The 15,871-nt window shown below is 66.1% G+C and carries 17 protein-coding genes and 1 pseudogene; 12 read left to right on the plus strand and 6 right to left on the minus strand.

The window, feature by feature from the left end; genetic code table 11:
- The 5 genes from VGH54_RS19655 to VGH54_RS19675 form a co-directional block, all read left to right on the plus strand.
- Positions 1 to 302: polyketide cyclase / dehydrase and lipid transport (locus VGH54_RS19655; protein WP_331513747.1), on the plus strand; the 302-nt coding region annotated here is incomplete at its 5' end.
- A 115-nt stretch (positions 303 to 417) separates the two neighbouring features.
- Complete coding sequence (locus tag VGH54_RS19660) at positions 418 to 855, plus strand: SRPBCC family protein (protein WP_331513759.1); 438 nt, start codon at positions 418 to 420, stop codon at positions 853 to 855.
- On the plus strand, positions 848 to 2,122 hold the full coding sequence (locus VGH54_RS19665) for an ArsA family ATPase (protein ID WP_331513760.1): 1,275 nt from the start codon (positions 848 to 850) through the stop codon (positions 2,120 to 2,122). The genes VGH54_RS19660 and VGH54_RS19665 overlap by 8 nt, the downstream gene beginning before the upstream one ends.
- Positions 2,119 to 2,502, plus strand: a complete 384-nt coding sequence (locus tag VGH54_RS19670; RefSeq protein ID WP_331513748.1) for a hypothetical protein — start codon at positions 2,119 to 2,121, stop codon at positions 2,500 to 2,502. The genes VGH54_RS19665 and VGH54_RS19670 overlap by 4 nt, the downstream gene beginning before the upstream one ends.
- 150 nt (positions 2,503 to 2,652) lie before the next feature.
- Positions 2,653 to 3,384, plus strand: a complete 732-nt coding sequence (locus VGH54_RS19675; RefSeq protein ID WP_331513749.1) for a lysophospholipid acyltransferase family protein — start codon at positions 2,653 to 2,655, stop codon at positions 3,382 to 3,384.
- Positions 3,385 to 3,388: 4 nt separating this feature from the next.
- Here the strand turns inward: VGH54_RS19675 and VGH54_RS19680 are convergent, their stop codons facing one another.
- Complete coding sequence (locus VGH54_RS19680; protein WP_331513750.1) at positions 3,389 to 4,708, minus strand: glycosyltransferase 87 family protein; 1,320 nt, start codon at positions 4,706 to 4,708, stop codon at positions 3,389 to 3,391.
- A gap of 109 nt (positions 4,709 to 4,817) precedes the next feature.
- Between VGH54_RS19680 and VGH54_RS19685 the strand changes: the two genes are divergently transcribed.
- The 3 genes from VGH54_RS19685 (at position 4,818) to VGH54_RS19695 (ending at position 7,629) form a co-directional block, all read left to right on the plus strand.
- Positions 4,818 to 5,672: a hypothetical protein gene (locus tag VGH54_RS19685; protein ID WP_331513761.1), complete on the plus strand. Its 855-nt coding sequence runs from the start codon at positions 4,818 to 4,820 to the stop codon at positions 5,670 to 5,672.
- A gap of 7 nt (positions 5,673 to 5,679) precedes the next feature.
- Positions 5,680 to 6,171 (plus strand): polyadenylate-specific 3'-exoribonuclease AS, encoded by a 492-nt coding sequence (locus VGH54_RS19690; RefSeq protein ID WP_331513751.1) that lies wholly within the window; start codon positions 5,680 to 5,682, stop codon positions 6,169 to 6,171.
- A 69-nt stretch (positions 6,172 to 6,240) separates the two neighbouring features.
- Positions 6,241 to 7,629: a class II 3-deoxy-7-phosphoheptulonate synthase gene (locus VGH54_RS19695; RefSeq protein ID WP_331513752.1), complete on the plus strand. Its 1,389-nt coding sequence runs from the start codon at positions 6,241 to 6,243 to the stop codon at positions 7,627 to 7,629.
- Here the strand turns inward: VGH54_RS19695 and VGH54_RS19700 are convergent.
- Complete coding sequence (locus tag VGH54_RS19700) at positions 7,626 to 8,849, minus strand: protein kinase domain-containing protein (protein WP_331513753.1); 1,224 nt, start codon at positions 8,847 to 8,849, stop codon at positions 7,626 to 7,628. The genes VGH54_RS19695 and VGH54_RS19700 overlap by 4 nt on opposite strands.
- Positions 8,850 to 8,939: 90 nt before the next feature.
- On the opposite strand from VGH54_RS19700, the gene VGH54_RS19705 reads away from it, so the two are divergent.
- Entirely contained in the window at positions 8,940 to 9,344 is a 405-nt protein-coding gene (locus VGH54_RS19705; protein ID WP_331513754.1) for an Rv2175c family DNA-binding protein, read from the plus strand.
- Here VGH54_RS19705 and VGH54_RS19710 read toward each other — a convergent pair.
- Positions 9,262 to 10,867, minus strand: a pseudogene (locus VGH54_RS19710) (alpha-(1->6)-mannopyranosyltransferase A). The gene VGH54_RS19705 and the pseudogene VGH54_RS19710 sit on opposite strands and share 83 nt — an antisense overlap.
- Before the next feature lie 5 nt (positions 10,868 to 10,872).
- Positions 10,873 to 11,946, minus strand: a complete 1,074-nt coding sequence (idsA2, locus tag VGH54_RS19715; protein ID WP_414688753.1) for a bifunctional (2E,6E)-farnesyl/geranyl diphosphate synthase — start codon at positions 11,944 to 11,946, stop codon at positions 10,873 to 10,875.
- A gap of 234 nt (positions 11,947 to 12,180) precedes the next feature.
- On the opposite strand from idsA2, the gene VGH54_RS19720 reads away from it, so the two are divergent.
- Entirely contained in the window at positions 12,181 to 13,071 is an 891-nt protein-coding gene (locus VGH54_RS19720; protein WP_331513755.1) for a mycobacterial-type methylenetetrahydrofolate reductase, read from the plus strand.
- 19 nt (positions 13,072 to 13,090) lie between these two features.
- On the opposite strand, the gene VGH54_RS19725 is transcribed toward VGH54_RS19720, so the two are convergent.
- Together VGH54_RS19725 and VGH54_RS19730 are read right to left on the minus strand one after the other, a co-directional pair.
- The gene (locus tag VGH54_RS19725) at positions 13,091 to 13,735 is read right to left on the minus strand and encodes an LppM family (lipo)protein (RefSeq protein ID WP_331513756.1); all 645 of its coding nucleotides are present in this window, start codon (positions 13,733 to 13,735) and stop codon (positions 13,091 to 13,093) included.
- Positions 13,736 to 13,847: 112 nt separating this feature from the next.
- Positions 13,848 to 14,447, minus strand: a complete 600-nt coding sequence (locus VGH54_RS19730) for an N-acetyltransferase (protein WP_331513757.1) — start codon at positions 14,445 to 14,447, stop codon at positions 13,848 to 13,850.
- A 215-nt stretch (positions 14,448 to 14,662) separates the two neighbouring features.
- On the opposite strand from VGH54_RS19730, the gene VGH54_RS19735 reads away from it, so the two are divergent.
- A complete protein-coding gene (locus VGH54_RS19735) occupies positions 14,663 to 15,064 on the plus strand; it encodes a DUF3040 domain-containing protein (protein WP_331513758.1) in 402 nt (133 codons plus the stop codon).
- A gap of 291 nt (positions 15,065 to 15,355) precedes the next feature.
- Positions 15,356 to 15,787: a division/cell wall cluster transcriptional repressor MraZ gene (gene mraZ, locus VGH54_RS19740; RefSeq protein WP_331513763.1), complete on the plus strand. Its 432-nt coding sequence runs from the start codon at positions 15,356 to 15,358 to the stop codon at positions 15,785 to 15,787.
- Positions 15,788 to 15,871 lie beyond the last annotated feature (84 nt).

Below are 15,871 nucleotides of genomic sequence, written 5' to 3' on the forward strand. Positions count from 1 at the left end.
GGCCCGATTTGCGGTTGGAAGTCACCGAACAGCGCGGACCGCTCGGCGTTCGGTGGGCAGCGACCGGGCCGCTGACCGGCACCATGGAGATCTGGCTGGAACCAATGCTGGACGGCGTGCTGCTGCATTACTTTCTGCACGCCGAGCCGTCCGGGGTGTCGGCCTCGCAACAGGCCAAGCTCAATCTTGCGAAAATGACGCATCGGCGTCGGGTTGCGGGCAAGAAAATGGCGTTCGAAGTAAAGATGACGCTGGAACGCTCCCGCCAAGTCGGAGTTTCTCCGATGCTTGACCAGGGCTGAGCTTCGCCGGGGAGTACCGTTTCTGCCGTGGGCCGAGGTTGGGGCCCATATGACGCAGGCACAGCGGCGGGCGGGGGAGCCCAACCCCGCGCAGCGCGGAGAAGGAAGCGACCAGGTGGCGGAGAAGACGGCCCAAACGATCTACATCGACGCGAAGCCCAGCACGGTGATGGACGTGATCGCCGATATCGGTTCGTATCCCGACTGGGTGTCGGAATATACCGAGGCCGAGGTGCTGGAAGCCGACTCCGCCGGCAACCCGAAGGTGGCGCGACTGGTGCTCGACACCAGCGTCCTCAAAGACACCCTGGTGCTGTCCTACAAGTGGCCGAAGGACCGTAAGTCGGTGAGTTGGTCGCTGGTCTCCAGTTCGCTGCTCAAGGCTCTTGATGGCGTATATCGGTTGGCGCCCAAGGGATCTGGCACTGACGTGACCTACGAGCTCACAGTCGACCTGGCGATTCCGATGATTGGTCTGCTCAAACGGAAAGCCGAGCGCAGGTTGACCGACACCGCATTGAAGGATCTGAAGAAACGAGTCGAGGCTGAGTGAGTCCGCAGCGCCCGCCCCGGCCCGGATCAGTCTTTTCGTCGGCAAGGGTGGGGTAGGCAAGTCCACGTTGGCGGCCGCGACGGCCGTGCATGAAGCGCGCGCCGGTGCGCGGGTACTCCTGGTGTCCACCGACCAAGCGCACTCGCTGGGCGACGTGCTCGGTGTCACGGTCTCGCCGACCGGTCAGCGCGATGCCGTGCGGGTGATGGCCGATCTTGAAACCGGGTCGACTGAGGCCGGTGGCGGTTCGCTCGACGCGTTGGCGGTGGACACGCTGGCACTGCTGGAAGCGCGCTGGCGCACGGTGGTCGACACGCTGGGTCGCCGCTTCCGCGAATCGGAGCTGGGCGACATTGCGCCCGAAGAACTTTCGGCATTCCCGGGGGTTCAGGAAGTGCTCGGCCTGCATGAGGTCGGTGAGCTGGCAAAGTGCGGGGAGTGGGACCACATCGTGGTCGACTGCGCATCGACCGCCGACGCACTGCGGATGCTGACCTTGCCGGCGACCTTCGCGCTGTACGTCGAGCGCGCGTGGCCCCGCCATCGCCGGCTTTGCACCGGCGCCGACGACGTGCGGTCCACCGCGGTGGTGGAACTGCTGGAACGCATCAGTGCCAGCGTCGAGAAACTCAGCGCGTTGCTGACCGATGGCGCGCGCGTCGGTGCGCACCTGGTGCTCACCGCGGAGCGCGTGGTGGCCGCCGAGGCGATCCGGACGCTCGGCTCGCTGGCGCTGATGGGCGTGCGCGTCGAGGAGTTAATCGTCAACCAGATTCTGATGCAGGACGATTCGTACGAATACCGCAACCTGCCGGCGCATCCGGCCTTCGACTGGTACTCGGAGCGGATCAGCGAACAACGGACCGTGCTGGACGAACTCGATTCCGCGATCGGCGCCGTGGCGCTGGTTCTCACCCCGCATCTGGCCGGCGAGCCAATCGGCGCCAAAGCACTGGCCGAGCTGCTGGACAGCGCACGCCGCCGCGACGGGTCGGCGCCGCCCGGCCCGTTGCGTCCCGTCGTCGATCTTGAATCAGGATCCGGACTGCACTCGGTGTACCGATTGCGGCTAGAGTTGCCGCAGATCGATTCCGGGGCGCTCAGCCTGGGCAGGGTCGGCGACGACCTGATCGTCGGTGCCGGTGGCATGCGACGCAGAGTCCGGTTGGCGTCCGTCCTGCGGCGATGCACGGTAATGGACGCGCATCTTCGCGGCAGCGAATTGACGGTGCGTTTTCAACCTGATCCGGAGGTGTGGCCGAAGTGACTGGCGTGCACCCCGACATCGGACCGGAATTACGCAAGCTCGCGCAGAAAATGCTCGACCAGATCGATCCAGCGGTGCGGCTGGCGGCGTCGATGGCAGTCGGTGCCGGCCCGGGTACCGGCAAATGCCAGCAGGTGTGGTGCCCGGTGTGCGCGTTGGCCGCGGTGGTCAGCGGGGACGAACATCCGCTGCTGACCGTCATCGCCGAACACAGCGTGTCGCTGCTGGCGGTGATTCGGGCCATCGTCGATCAGGTCGATCAGACGACCACGACGCCGCCGCCGGACGGACCGCCGGATGGCGGTGTGGAACCCGAGGCCGCAGCCGACGCCCGCCCGTCGACTCGCTATCAGCCCATCACCGTCACCGTCGACGAATAGAAAACCGATTTGCTGACAGCTGTCGAGTCGGCATCGAGGCGTGAGTACGTCGTAAGTGTTTGTTAAGTGGTCCGTGTGCTGTGGTCCCACACACACTCGATCGGTAGTCTTGGCGCTGAACACTGTCGGCGCGGCTGAATAGGAGGCTCCATGGCGTACTGGCTTTTGAAGTACATCTTCCTCGGCCCGTTGCTAGCGATCCTTGGTCGGCCGAAAATCGAAGGACTGGAATATGTCCCGCAGTCCGGTCCCGCGATTCTGGCCAGCAACCATCTGGCGGTGATGGATAGCTTCTACCTGCCGCTGGTGGTGCGGCGCCGGATCACCTTCCTGGCGAAGTCGGAATACTTCACCGGAAAAGGTTTCAAGGGCTGGTGCAGCCGGTGGTTTTTCACCGCCGTCGGCCAGGTGCCGATCGACCGCAGTAGCGCTGACACAGCTCAAGCCGCGCTGGACACCGCCGAGCGGGTGCTGGGCGAAGGCAAGTTGCTCGGCATGTACCCCGAAGGCACCCGCTCGCCGGACGGCCGGCTCTACAAAGGCAAGACGGGGCTGGCGCGCTTGGCGCTGGAGACCGGTGTCCCGGTGATCCCCGTGGCGATGATCGGCACCAACAAGGTGAACCCGCCCGGAACCTCGATGCTCCGGTTCGGGAAGGTCACCGTCCGGTTCGGCAAGCCGATGGACTTCTCCCGGTTCGACGGTCTGGCGGGCAACCGCTTCATCGAACGCGCCGTCACCGACGAGGTGATCTACGAACTGATGGGGCTTTCCGATCAGGAATACGTCGACATCTACGCCGCGACGCTCAAGAACGGCAACGGCTCGGCGCCGTCGGACCAGCAATCGTCGCCGCGGATTCCGCAGACCGCCGCCGGATAGCCGATCAGCTGACCGCCGACACCGGCGCCGGTGCAGTCGATGGCCGCGGCGCGGGCGCGGTGGCGGCGCTCACGGCAACGGTGGCTCCGGCGGCGACCAGGGTCGCCAGCGCCCACCACAGATAGGACACTCCGGCGAGCTGACGCCACAAGGGCGCGGTCACCTCGTGATGCTTGGGCATCAGATCGATCGGCGTCCACACCATCAACGCCACCCCCGCGGCGCTGACCGCGGCCACGACGACGTTTCGCCGCCGCCAGGCCAACACGGCCGTCACCACCACCGTCGGCAGCATCCACACCCAGTGATGCGACCAGGACACCGGCGAAGTCACCAGCCCGAACAGCGCGATACAGATCACCGCCAGGGTTGGCTCTCCGGCGCGCAGCACCCGGCGCGCGGCCCACACCGTCAGCGCGAGCACCAGGAAACAGGCGGCCACCCAGGGCAGGAAACGTTGATGGTCGCTGAGGCCCAGCCGCGCCAGCGTGCCGGCGATGTTCTGGTTGGTGTTCAGGCTCGCCGACCCGATCCGATCGGTGTTGCGCACGGTGTCGGTCCAGTACTCCCACGAGTCCTGCCAGGCCAGCGCGAACCCGGCCGCGAGCGCTGCCACAACGGACGCCAAGGAGGTGAGAACGGCGCGGCGGTCCCGGTTCAGCAGGAAGTACAGCAGAAACACCGCCGGTGTGAGCTTGAGCACGATGCCCAACCCCAGTAGCAGCCCTCGCGGCCACGGTGTGCGACGCGGCACGCACTCGGCGATCACCAGCGTCATCAGAACGACGTTGATCTGCCCGAAGGCGAAGTTCGCCTTGATCGGCTCCCAGTAGAGCGTCGCCCAGGCCACGATCAGCACGGCCAGCCACCAGCGGCGCAACCACGCCGGACCCGGCACAACGCGGGTGGTCTCCCACACGTCCATCCGAGCCAGCACGATCATCGTCGACACCAGCAGCAACGCCAGCGTGATCAACGTGATGGTGATGCTGGCGGCCGGCATACCTAACCAGGCAAAAGGGCAGAAAATGACGGCGGCTAGCGGGGGATAGGTGAACGGCAGGTTCAAGCCGATCGGCGTGTGGAACTTGGCGTCGTGGCTGTACAGCGGATGATTGTCCAGCCAGGCCTGCCCGCCCATCCGGTACACGTCGATATCGATGCGATACGGCGTGGCTCCGACCAGTCGCCAGCCTGCGTAACCCAGCGCGACCAGCGCCAGCGCCTGAAGCAGCGCCCATCCGGCGTTTCGCCAAATATTCGGCTGCGCCGTGGCTACCCGCCCGCGCCCACTGCCCGCGTCGGGCGAGCCCCATCTACTCATGTCGGTGAACAGCTTATCGGTGCGGGCGTGCTAAGCGGTGTCACGGACGGCCATCGGCGCTGAGGGGGCGTAGCGTTTTAGCGTGCTGCTCTGGTTCGAACACGACATCATGGGTCGCGGTCGACTCCCGCTGCTGTGCTGTCTGATCGCCTTCATCGTCACCTTCTTCGTGACGCGCACCTTCACGCGCCTGATCCGCCACTGGGCCGGGACCGAAAGGCCGCCCCAGTGGTGGCAGCCACGCAACATCCAGATCGGGTCCAAGCACGTCCACCACGTGGTCGTCGGTGTCGTCATGGTGATGATCTCCGGCGTGTTGTTGATCTCGTTGTCCATCACCGGCAACGAGACCGAATTCACTGCAATCGCAATCATTTTCGGCATCGGGGCCGCGCTGGTGCTCGACGAGTACGCGTTGATCCTGCACCTGTCCGACGTCTACTGGGAGGAAGACGGACGGACGTCTGTCGATGCGGTGTTCGCCGCGGTCGCGGTGGGCGGACTCTTGGTCCTAGGGCTGCATCCGCTGATGTTCTTCATCAGCCTGTGGCACGACACCACGCATTCGGCGGTGTTGCGCGCCGGCGTGATCTTCGCGATGGCGCTGACGTTGCCGCTGGCTGTGCTGGTTGTACTCAAGGGCAAGGTGTGGACGGGCCTGATCGGCATGTTCTTCGTCCCGCTGCTGGTCATCGGGGCGATCAGGCTGTCCCGCCCGCAGGCGCCATGGGCCCGCTACCTCTACCTGCGCCGGCTGGACAAGATGAGCCGGGCCCTGGTGCGCGAACGCACACTGCGCCGCCCCGTCGTCCACCTCAAGCTGTGGCTGCAGTACGCGATCGCGGGTACACCGCGTCGGCTCTCGCACCGAGTGGTCGATGCGCAGCTGGACCGTGAAGTGCATCCAGCGCCGCCGCCGGAGTCGGTGCCGAGCGTGTTCACCAGCGGCGCCGGCGCCGGGTGAGGCGGCGGTGCGCTATTTCTACGACACCGAGTTCATCGATGACGGATACAACATCGAGCTGATCTCGATCGGAGTTGTCGCCGACGACGGCCGCGAATACTACGCCGTCTCAACCGAATTCAATCCGGAGCGAGCCGGGAAGTGGGTGCGCGCCCATGTGCTGCCCAAGCTGCCGTCGCCGGCCTCGCAGGTGTGGCGGTCGCGCGCGCAGATCCGCGACGATCTCGAGACGTTCTTCGACATCGACGGGGCTGAGCCGATCGAACTGTGGGCGTGGGTCGGTGCCTACGACCACGTCGCACTGTGCCAGTTGTGGGGCCCGATGACCCATCTCCCGCCGTCAATCCCGCGATTCACCCACGAGCTGCGCCAGCTCTGGGAGGACCGTGGCAGCCCCCGGCTCCCGCGCCGGTCGGCGAATGTGCACGACGCGCTGGTCGACGCCCGCGACCAGCGGACGCGCTACCAGGTGATCATGTCTGACGGCGACGGGCGCTAGCCCGGGCTTTGGCATCGGCGCTGATCGCGGCCGGATCGGGGGCGTCCGTCACCCGGTTACCATAGACGGGTGAACTGGACCGTTGACGTACCGATCGAGCAGCTGCCGTCGCTGCCGCCGCTGCCGGCGGATCTGCGGGCGCGGCTGGACGCCGCGCTGGCCAAGCCCGCTGCCCAGCAGCCGAGTTGGACGCGTGAGCAGGTCGAGCCGTTACGCAAGGTTTTGGAAAGCGTGCCGCCGGTGACGGTGCCGTCGGAGATCGTGCGGCTGCAGGAGATGCTGGCCCAGGTCGCCCGCGGTGAGGCCTTCCTGCTGCAGGGCGGCGACTGCGCGGAGACCTTCGTGGACAACACCGAGCCGCACATCAAGGGCAATATCCGCACCTTGCTGCAGATGGCGGTGGTGCTGACCTACGGCGCCAGCGTGCCGGTGCTCAAAGTGGCCCGCATCGCGGGGCAGTACGCCAAGCCCCGGTCGTCCGACCTCGACGCGCTGGGCCTGCGCTCCTATCGCGGCGACATGATCAACGGTTTCGAGCCGGATGCCGCGGCACGCGAGCACGACCCGTCGCGGCTGGTGCGGGCCTACGCCAACGCCGGTGCGGCGATGAACCTGGTTCGCGCGTTGACCTCGTCGGGGCTGGCATCGCTGCATCTGGTGCACGACTGGAACCGGGAGTTCGTCCGGACCTCGCCGGCCGGTGCGCGTTACGAGGCGCTGGCCTCCGAGATCGACCGCGGGCTCAAGTTCATGAGCGCCTGCGGGGTGGCCGACCGCAACCTGCAAACCGCCGAAATCTACGCCAGCCATGAGGCTTTGGTGCTGGACTACGAGCGCGCCATGCTGCGACTGTCCGACGCCGAGGACGGTGAGCCGCAGCTGTATGACCTGTCGGCGCACTACCTGTGGATCGGGGACCGGACCCGGCATCTCGACGGCGCGCACATCGCATTCGCGGAGGTGATCGCGAACCCGATCGGCGTCAAGATCGGGCCCACGACCACTCCGGAGCAGGCCGTCGAATACGTTGAGCGCCTCGACCCGCACAACAAGCCGGGCCGGCTGACGTTGGTGAGCCGGATGGGCAACAACAAGGTTCGTGACCTGCTGCCGCCGATCATCGAGAAGGTGCAGGCGACCGGCCATCAGGTGATCTGGCAGTGCGATCCCATGCACGGCAACACCCACGAGTCGTCGACCGGCTACAAGACGCGGCACTTCGACCGGATTGTCGACGAGGTGCAGGGCTTCTTCGAGGTGCACCGGGCGCTGGACACCTACCCCGGCGGCATCCACGTCGAGATCACCGGCGAGAACGTCACCGAGTGTCTCGGTGGCGCTCAAGACATTTCGGACACCGATCTGGGTGGACGCTACGAAACGGCTTGCGACCCACGGCTGAACACCCAGCAGTCGTTGGAGCTGGCGTTCCTGGTCGCGGAGATGTTGCGCGACTAGAGCAGACCGCTGACGTTGCTGCCGACGGTCCAGGCCGCGGTGGCCACCATGCCGGTGATCGACAACACGATCGCTATCCAGATCAGCACCATGCGTCGAGCGCGTTGGCGTTCCAGGGCGAATTCGATCATCTCGATTCCGGCGAATTGCCCTGGTATCTCCTGATATTCGTCAGCATCTAGCGCCACGGGTTCGGCGGGCCAGTCCCGCGGATTGCGGGTCAGCTGACGCGTCGGATGATGCACCGGCGCGGGGCCGGGCGGTGACTGGAGTTGCTCGGTAGTGCGGTGTTGGTCGCCGTGGCTGCGGTACGTCGCAGCTGAGCGGTGCAGAGCCGAGTTACGCGGCGACGGCACCCGAAAGTCGGGAAGGCGCAACGCGTCGACGATCACACCCAATTCCTCGGCCATGTCCCGGGCGTCCGCGTAGCGGTCGGCGGGATCGCGCGCGGTCGCGCGCTCGACCAGCTCGTCGAATGGGGCGGGAACGCCGGTGATCACGCTGCTGGGTGCCGGCACGTCAGTGTCCAGACGTTGATATGCGACCGACAGTGCGGTGTCGCCGGAGAACGGGGTCTGCCCGGTCAACAGCTCATAGGCCACGATCCCCACGGCGTAGACGTCGCTGCGGGGGCTGGCGTTTCCGTCGCGGACCTGTTCGGGTGACAGGTAGGCGGCGGTGCCGAGAATCACGCTGGTAGAAGTGATTCCGGCCTCGGCGACGGCACGCACCAGGCCGAAGTCGACGATCTTGACGTCGCCCTCATCCGAGATCAGGACGTTCTCGGGTTTGACGTCGCGGTGTACCAGTCCGGCGCGGTGCGCGGCGGCCAGCCCGCCCAGTACCGGGCGCAGTACCGCTGCGACGGCGTGCGGTGGCATCGGACCGCGTTCGGTCAGCAGCTCGCGTAACGTGCCGCCTTCGACGAGTTCCATCACCAGGAACGGATGCCGACCGTCGACGCCTTGGTCGTACACCGCGACGAGGCCGGGATCCTTGAGCCGCGCGACCGCCCGGGCCTCCATCTGGAATCGGCGCAGGAATTGCTGGTCGCCCGCGTAGCGGGAGTCCATCACCTTACACGCGATCGGCCGGTCCAAACGTGTGTCGAGGCCGCGGTACACCGTCGAGGTGCCGCCGGTGGCGATCTTGGTCGCAACCCGATAGCGCCCGTCCAGCAACGCGCCCTCGAGGACGTCTTCGCTCGCCGCTGCAGCCACGGGCCCATCGTAGGCGGCGGCAGGCGCTGCGCCCGAAACCTTTACGCAGCGACCTGAACAAGCGGCGTGCCCGGTCGTACACTACTTCGGGTGAGCAGGATTCCAGCCGGGGACGATGTTCTGGGACCCGACGAACCGACCTACGATCTTTCCGGTGTCGCCGATTTGCTCGGGGTGCCGGTGACCAAGGTGCAGCAGCATCTGAAGGAGGGCCACCTGGTCGCGGTGCGGCGCGCCGGCGACGTGGTGGTTCCGCAGATCTTTTTCACCGCGGCCGGGGAAGTCGTCAAAAGCCTGCCGGGGTTGTTGGTGGTCTTGCGTGACGGCGGTTACCGCGACACCGAAATCGTGCGCTGGCTGTTCACTCCTGACCCGTCGCTGACCGTGACCCGGGACGGATCGCGCGACGCGATCAGCAACGCCCGTCCGATCGACGCGTTACACGCCCACCAGGCTCGCGAAGTCCTGCGCCGCGCGCAGGCCATGGCGTACTGACCGCCGGATCAGACAATTGGCGATTCCGCCGCGGGACGGTTCAGGGTGCGCCATGCGAACAACGCCACTGCCGTGGCCAGCAGCACGTGCGGCCACGAGTACATGCCATGTGCGCCATCGGGTTTGAAGATGACCATGATCCACGTGGAGAACGCGGCGATCGCCGCGACCGCCCGGCGTGACTGGGCGAGCGGGGCCAGCACCGCCAACGGCCAGGAGTAGTACCAGGGCAGCGCGGCCGGCGCGAACAACACCACGACCAGCATCGCCCACGCGATACCGGTCAGCGCTTGGCGGTCGTCGTGCCGGAATCGCCACCACAGCAGCGGCAGTGCCAGCCCGACGATCGCGATCCCGACGGCGCGGGTGACTTGCAGCACCGCGTAGAAGCTGACCGAGAAGAACAACCCCCCGATCGCATGGATCAGGTTGGCCGCCGCGGTCGGAACGCTCAGCCAGTTGATGATTTTCACCGAACCGGCCAGTGCGGTCAGCCAGCCGACGCCCACCCCGGCCACTCCGGACAGCACCGCGAACACGGCGACGAAGATCAACACAGACGAGCCTGCGGCCGCGGCAAAGGCGCGCAGCGGCCGGTACCCGCGCCGCTCGCACAGATGGCGCATCCAGACCCAGACCATGAACGGCAGTGCCAGTCCCGCGGTGGCCTTGACCGCGACTCCGACGGCAATCAGCGCGATGCCGGCGACATGACGACTGTTCAGGGTCAGAGCGATTCCGGCGGTCATCAGGCCGACCATCAACATCTCGTTGTGCACGCCGCCCATCAAATGGATGATCACCAACGGGTTGAGCGCGCAGATCCACAGTGCTATCGGCACATTCGCGCCGATATGCCGCGCTATCCGGGGTGTCGCCCAGATCAGCAGCGCGAACCCGGGCAGCATGCACAGCCGCAGCAGCATTGTCCCGGCGATCACGTGGTTGCCGACCAGCATGGTGATCAGCTTGGCGATCATGATGAACGCCGGGCCGTACGGCGCGGTGGTGATGGTCCAGATCGGACTAACGTTGTCCAGCAAGGCATTCGGGTTGTCGATGGGTCCGACCGCATAGGGATCGAATCCGTCGCGCAGCAGTGCGCCCTGAGCCAGATACGAGTAGGTGTCGCGGCTGAACAGCGGCACCGAAAGCAGTAGCGGTGCCAGCCAAAAAGCGGCGCTGGCCACCATGGTGTATTCGCTTGCGTCGCCGGCAAGTACGCGTCGGCCCAGCCACAGCCATGCGCTGAGCATCAACGCCACGCCGATCCACAGCAGTACCGAGGACAGCACCAAGCCGTGCCCGTAACGCAGCCAGGACAAGTGCAGCGACTCCAGCACTGGATCGTGCTGTTTGGTGCTGCCGGCGCCAAGCCCCCCCGTGGTGATCAGCGCCGCACCCAGGAAGCCCAGCAGCGCCGGCCGGCCGTCGCTGGTGGTGGCGAATTCGCGCAGTCGCGAAAGGCGCTGGGGCGCAGCGGTAGCCGACGTGGCGGCCGGAACAGACGTCGGAATGGACATGGGCGTCAGGCCGATCGCGTTGCGGCGAGGTTGGCGAGCTCGGAGAGTCCGGCCTTGGCCGCGACGTGGATGGGGGCGTCAGCCACCAAGCCGAGCGCCCGGCGGGTCAACGCGTCGATCTGGTCTTCGGCCGCAGCCAGGGCGCCGACCCGTTCGATCACATCGCACAGTTGGCTGACTTCGGCATCGCTCAAGTCGGTGCCGACCGAGTCCCGTAACAGCTTGGCGGCGGACGCATCTGACTTGTCGGCCAATTCTATGGCGGTTGCCAATAGCACGGTGCGCTTGCCGGAGCGCAGATCGTCTCCGGAGGGCTTACCGGTCACCGCTGGATCGCCGAACACGCCGAGCACGTCGTCGCGCAACTGGAAGGCGACGCCCAGGTCAGTGCCGACCTCGTGAAAAAGCGCATGGACATCGGGCCGATCCGCGGCAGCTGCCGCTCCCAACTGCAACGGACGCGACACCGTGTAGGAGGCGGTCTTGTAGGTGTTGACGGCCATCGCGGAGGCAATCGACTCCGCGGCGCTGGCCTCGGCCACGATGTCGAGGTACTGGCCACCGAGCACCTCGGTGCGAATGTCGGCCCATACCCGGCGGACTCGGTTGCGGGCACCGTGCGGCAGATCGACGCCGGCGACGATGTCATCGGCCCACGCCAGCGCCAGATCTCCGACCAGGATTGCCGCCGACATCCCGAACTGTTCCGCCGGTCCACGCCACTGACGGTCGCGATGCAGGGCAGCGAACTGGATATGTGTCGTCGGCCGGCCCCGGCGAGTCGCCGAGCTGTCGATCACGTCGTCGTGCACCAGCGCCGAGGCATGCAGCAGCTCCAGTGCCGCGAACAACAGCAGCGCTTGTTCGTCGGGATCCTCGCTCGACACCGCCCGCCAGCCCCAATAGGCGAAAGCCGGGCGCACCCGCTTGCCGCCGCCGAGAACGAAGTCCTCCAGCCCGGCGATCAGGGCGTCATAGTCGCCGCCGATGTACGCCGCATCCGCACGGCGGTCGCGCAAATACCTGCGCAACTGGTCGGTGACGGCGTCGGCGAGCTCGACGGTTGCCGCTGCTTCCACGCTCAGCGCGACACCTCTTCCCGGTCCCTTGCGATCATGGCCCGCCAAGTCTATTCGGCACGGCGCTGTCCAGCGGGTTTTGCCTCCCTCACGACGGCTGGCGAGGCGCGGTCGACCGTCGCCGGACGACTGCTTCGACAGCCTCACTATGCTGTCGTAATGCGTGGCGCGACGTGGGTTCGCGGCGTCTGACCTGCCGCAGGGGGAACTAGCCGTTCGGTGAGGAGAAGCTCGTTGACTTTGAACACGATCGCGCTCGAGGTGGTGCCGCCCAACGTGGATCGCGGTCGGGAGCAAGCTCTCGAAGAAGCCCACAAGGTGCTGGAGCTGTCCACGAAATCGGGCATCAACGGTCGGATCGGGCACGTGATGATGCCGGGGCTGATCGAAGAAGAAGACGACCGACCAGTCGAGATGAAGCCGAAGCTCGACGTGCTGGATTTCTGGTCGATCATCAAACCCGAGTTGCCCGGGGTGAGCGGATTGTGCAGCCAGGTCACCGCTTTCATGGACGAGCCGGTGTTGCGCCAGCGGCTCGGTAATCTGGTCGGGGCAGGAATCGACGGCATCGTCTTCGTCGGCGTGCCGCGGACCATGGTCGACGGCGAGGGCTCCGGCGTCGCGCCGACCGACGCCCTGTCGATCTTTCAAGGGCTGGTCGCCAACCGCGGCGTGATCCTGATTCCCACCCGCGATGGCGAAGTGGGCCGGCTGAATTTCAAGTGCGATCAGGGTGCGACGTTCGCGCAGACGCAGCTGCTCTATTCCGATGCGATCGTCGGGTTCTTGACCGAGTTCGCCACCAGGACCGACCACCGGCCGGAGATCCTGTTGGGATTCGGCTTCGTCCCGAAGGTCGAGGAGAAGGTCGGCTTCATCAACTGGCTGATCCAGGATCCGGGCAACGCCGCCGTCGCCGGGGAGCAGGCGTTCGTCAAGACATTGGCGAACACCGAACCGGCGCAACGGCGCAAGCTGCTTCTCGATCTATACAAGCGGGTGATCGACGGTGTCGCCGACTTGGGCTACCCGCTGAGCCTCCATCTGGAAGCCACCTACGGCAACTCCGCGCCGGCGTTCGACACCTTCGCCGAGATGCTGGACTACTGGTCGCCGGCGAGCTGAGAGCCGCGGTCGACGCCGGTCAGCTGGACGGCGGATCGCTCGGCTCGGCAACGCGAGGCGAGCGATCGCGGGTGTACCAGGCCAGCAGCGCCACCACGCCGGCCACCGCGATCGACGCCAGAGCCAGCCACAGCGCTGCGCCCTGAAATGAGCGGGTGCTCGGGTCGGTATAGCGGGACTGCGCGGTGAGCATGCTGACCACGCCGGGTTTCAGCTTCCACTGCACGGTCTGCGGGTCGACGCGGTCACCGTTGGTGGATGTCACCGATCCAGGGAAGGCGACCGTCAGCTCGACGTCGGCATCGGGATCGGCCAGCGACGTCAGGTCCGCCCGCCCTTCCAGGATCACCAGGTCGCCGGCCCTGCGCAGCGACAGGTTCACGCCCTGCGCGTCAGAGTTCATCTGGGCGAGTTCCGGCAGCTCAGCGAAGGTCAGATCGGCAAACGTGGCCTGCGAACCCACGTAGCCGTCGCGGTCGTATTTGGACACCGCGACCTTCTGGCCGAACGCCAGATTGGGATCCAGTTGCGGACCGAGGTCTTTGTCATTGCGCGGCTTGGCTGCGGCAACGATGTCGCCGGACACCAGGTCGTCGGGGGAGATAGTGATGGATGCCTTGATGCGCACGCAGCCGGCGAGCATGGGTATCACCAACAGCAGCATCGTCAGCGCCGTCAGACGGCGGCGATGATGTGCCGTAAAACCCCGGGACAAGAGCTGTATACCGCTGGCGCGCACCAGGTCATCGTGCCAGACCAGGTCGGGGCCGGGGCGACTACAGCGGCAGCTGGCGGCCCAGAATCGCGAATGCCCGTGGGTCGCCGGTGAAGTGGTAGCCGCGAATGACGTCGAGGAAGCCCAGTCGCCGGTAGAGCCGCCAGGCGCGATTGGCTTCGCCATTGGTCTCCGGGGTCGAGAGCAGCACGTTGGCTTCGCTGCGCTCGGACAGCAGTCGACGGGCCAGCGCCTCTCCCAGGCCTCGGCCCTGTGCCCGAGGGTGGATGTGCAGCTCGGTCAGCTCGAAGTAGCTGGTCATCAGCTTGGTGATCTCCGGGGCGGGGAAGCCGCTGCGCTCCAAGCCGGCCACGACTTGCTGCTGCCACCACTGATCGGGCCCGCCGCAGTAGCCGTAAGCCACTCCCAGCAGCGGAGCGTCGCTCAGCTCGTCGGGCGACGGCGCCGATCCGGCCGGTGCCTCGACTTCGACGGCTGCCACGGCCTGCCAGCCCCGCCGCCGGGTGTGCTCGAGCCACATCGCGGCGCGCTGGTTCTCGGTCCCCGGTGGGTAGCGCATGGCGTCGACGTACACGCCCAGCGCATCGGAAAGTCGCCGCTGCATGTCCTGTGGCGGCAGGTTGATGAGGAACGTCGCCAACGTGCGGTCTCCTCCTCAGTCGTCCAGTGCGGTGCGCCATCCCATTATCGGGCGCGGCGGCGCAGCGTTGATCGCGGACCGGTCGTGATTACAATCAGCGGGCGAAGCGGTGGTAACGCGCAGATAGACCTCGTATCATTCTTATTAGTTGCCCCGCGGCGGGCGTAGGCGTGCTATCGGTATTAACGTGACAGGTTCTGGGCAAGGAGGGACGGATGCCACTCTCCGATCATGAGCAGCGGATGCTCGACCAGATCGAGAGCGCTCTCTATGCCGAGGACCCTAAGTTCGCCTCGAGCGTTCGCGGCGGCGGGTTGCGCGCTCCGACGGCGCGGCGACGGCTGCAGGGCGCGGGGTTGTTCCTGCTTGGACTTGCCATGCTAATTTCCGGAGTGGCGTTCAAGGCCACCATGATCGGAACCTTCCCGGCGCTGTCCGTGCTCGGTTTCATCGTGATGTTCGGCGGAGTCGTGTTTGCCATCACCGGCCCGCGGCTCGGCGCCCGACGGGAGCGCCCCGGGCCCGCCGCTGGTGCACGTCAGCGCCGCAGCAAGAGCGCCGGCGGATCGTTCACCAGTCGGATGGAAGATCGGTTCCGCCGCCGCTTCGAGGAATAGGGTCTGCGACGAAAAGGGCAGCCGGTTGGCTGCCCTTTTTCGTGCCCACTGACGCCGGTTTGGTCGCCACCGCGCGCCAAGATGACCCACTACGCCCCACCTGAGCAATAACTGCAGCTCAACGGCCAATTCTGTAGCTGTTCTGCACACCCGGCCAATCCCGGGATGCCATCTTGGTGGCCGAGAACCTGCTGAAACGACATCAACCGGAGACATTCGTGTCGTTAAATGGAGCGAAGTGGGGGATTGTGGGGTATCGTGGCGGAAGTCGAAGGGCATGGAGGTAGCCAGATGTTTCTGGGCACCTACACGCCAAAGCTCGACGACAAGGGGCGGCTCACGTTGCCCGCCAAGTTCCGCGACGCACTGGCAGGGGGATTGATGGTTACCAAGAGCCAAGACCACAGCCTCGCCGTCTACCCGCGAGTGGCGTTCGAGGAGCTCGCTCGCAAGGCCAGTCAGACTTCGAGAAGCAATCCCGACGCCAGAGCCTTCCTGCGCAACCTGGCTGCCGGCACCGACGAACAGCATCCCGACGCCCAGGGCCGGATCACCTTGTTGGCCGATCACCGCCGCTATGCGAACCTCTCCAAGGATTGCGTCGTGATCGGGTCGATTGAATACCTGGAGATCTGGGATGCGCAGGCCTGGCAGCAGTACCAAGAGACCCACGAAGAGAACTTCTCCGCGGCCAGCGATGAAGCACTCGGCGACATTATCTAAGGCGCGTGCCCGTGCATCGTGGCCTCTGTCCGAACCGACCCTGACGTACTTCCCCAACGCCAGGTTCGTGCCATCGGACAGGGA

This window comes from Mycobacterium sp., assembly GCF_036488105.1.
Taxonomy (GTDB): Bacteria; Actinomycetota; Actinomycetes; order Mycobacteriales; family Mycobacteriaceae; genus Mycobacterium.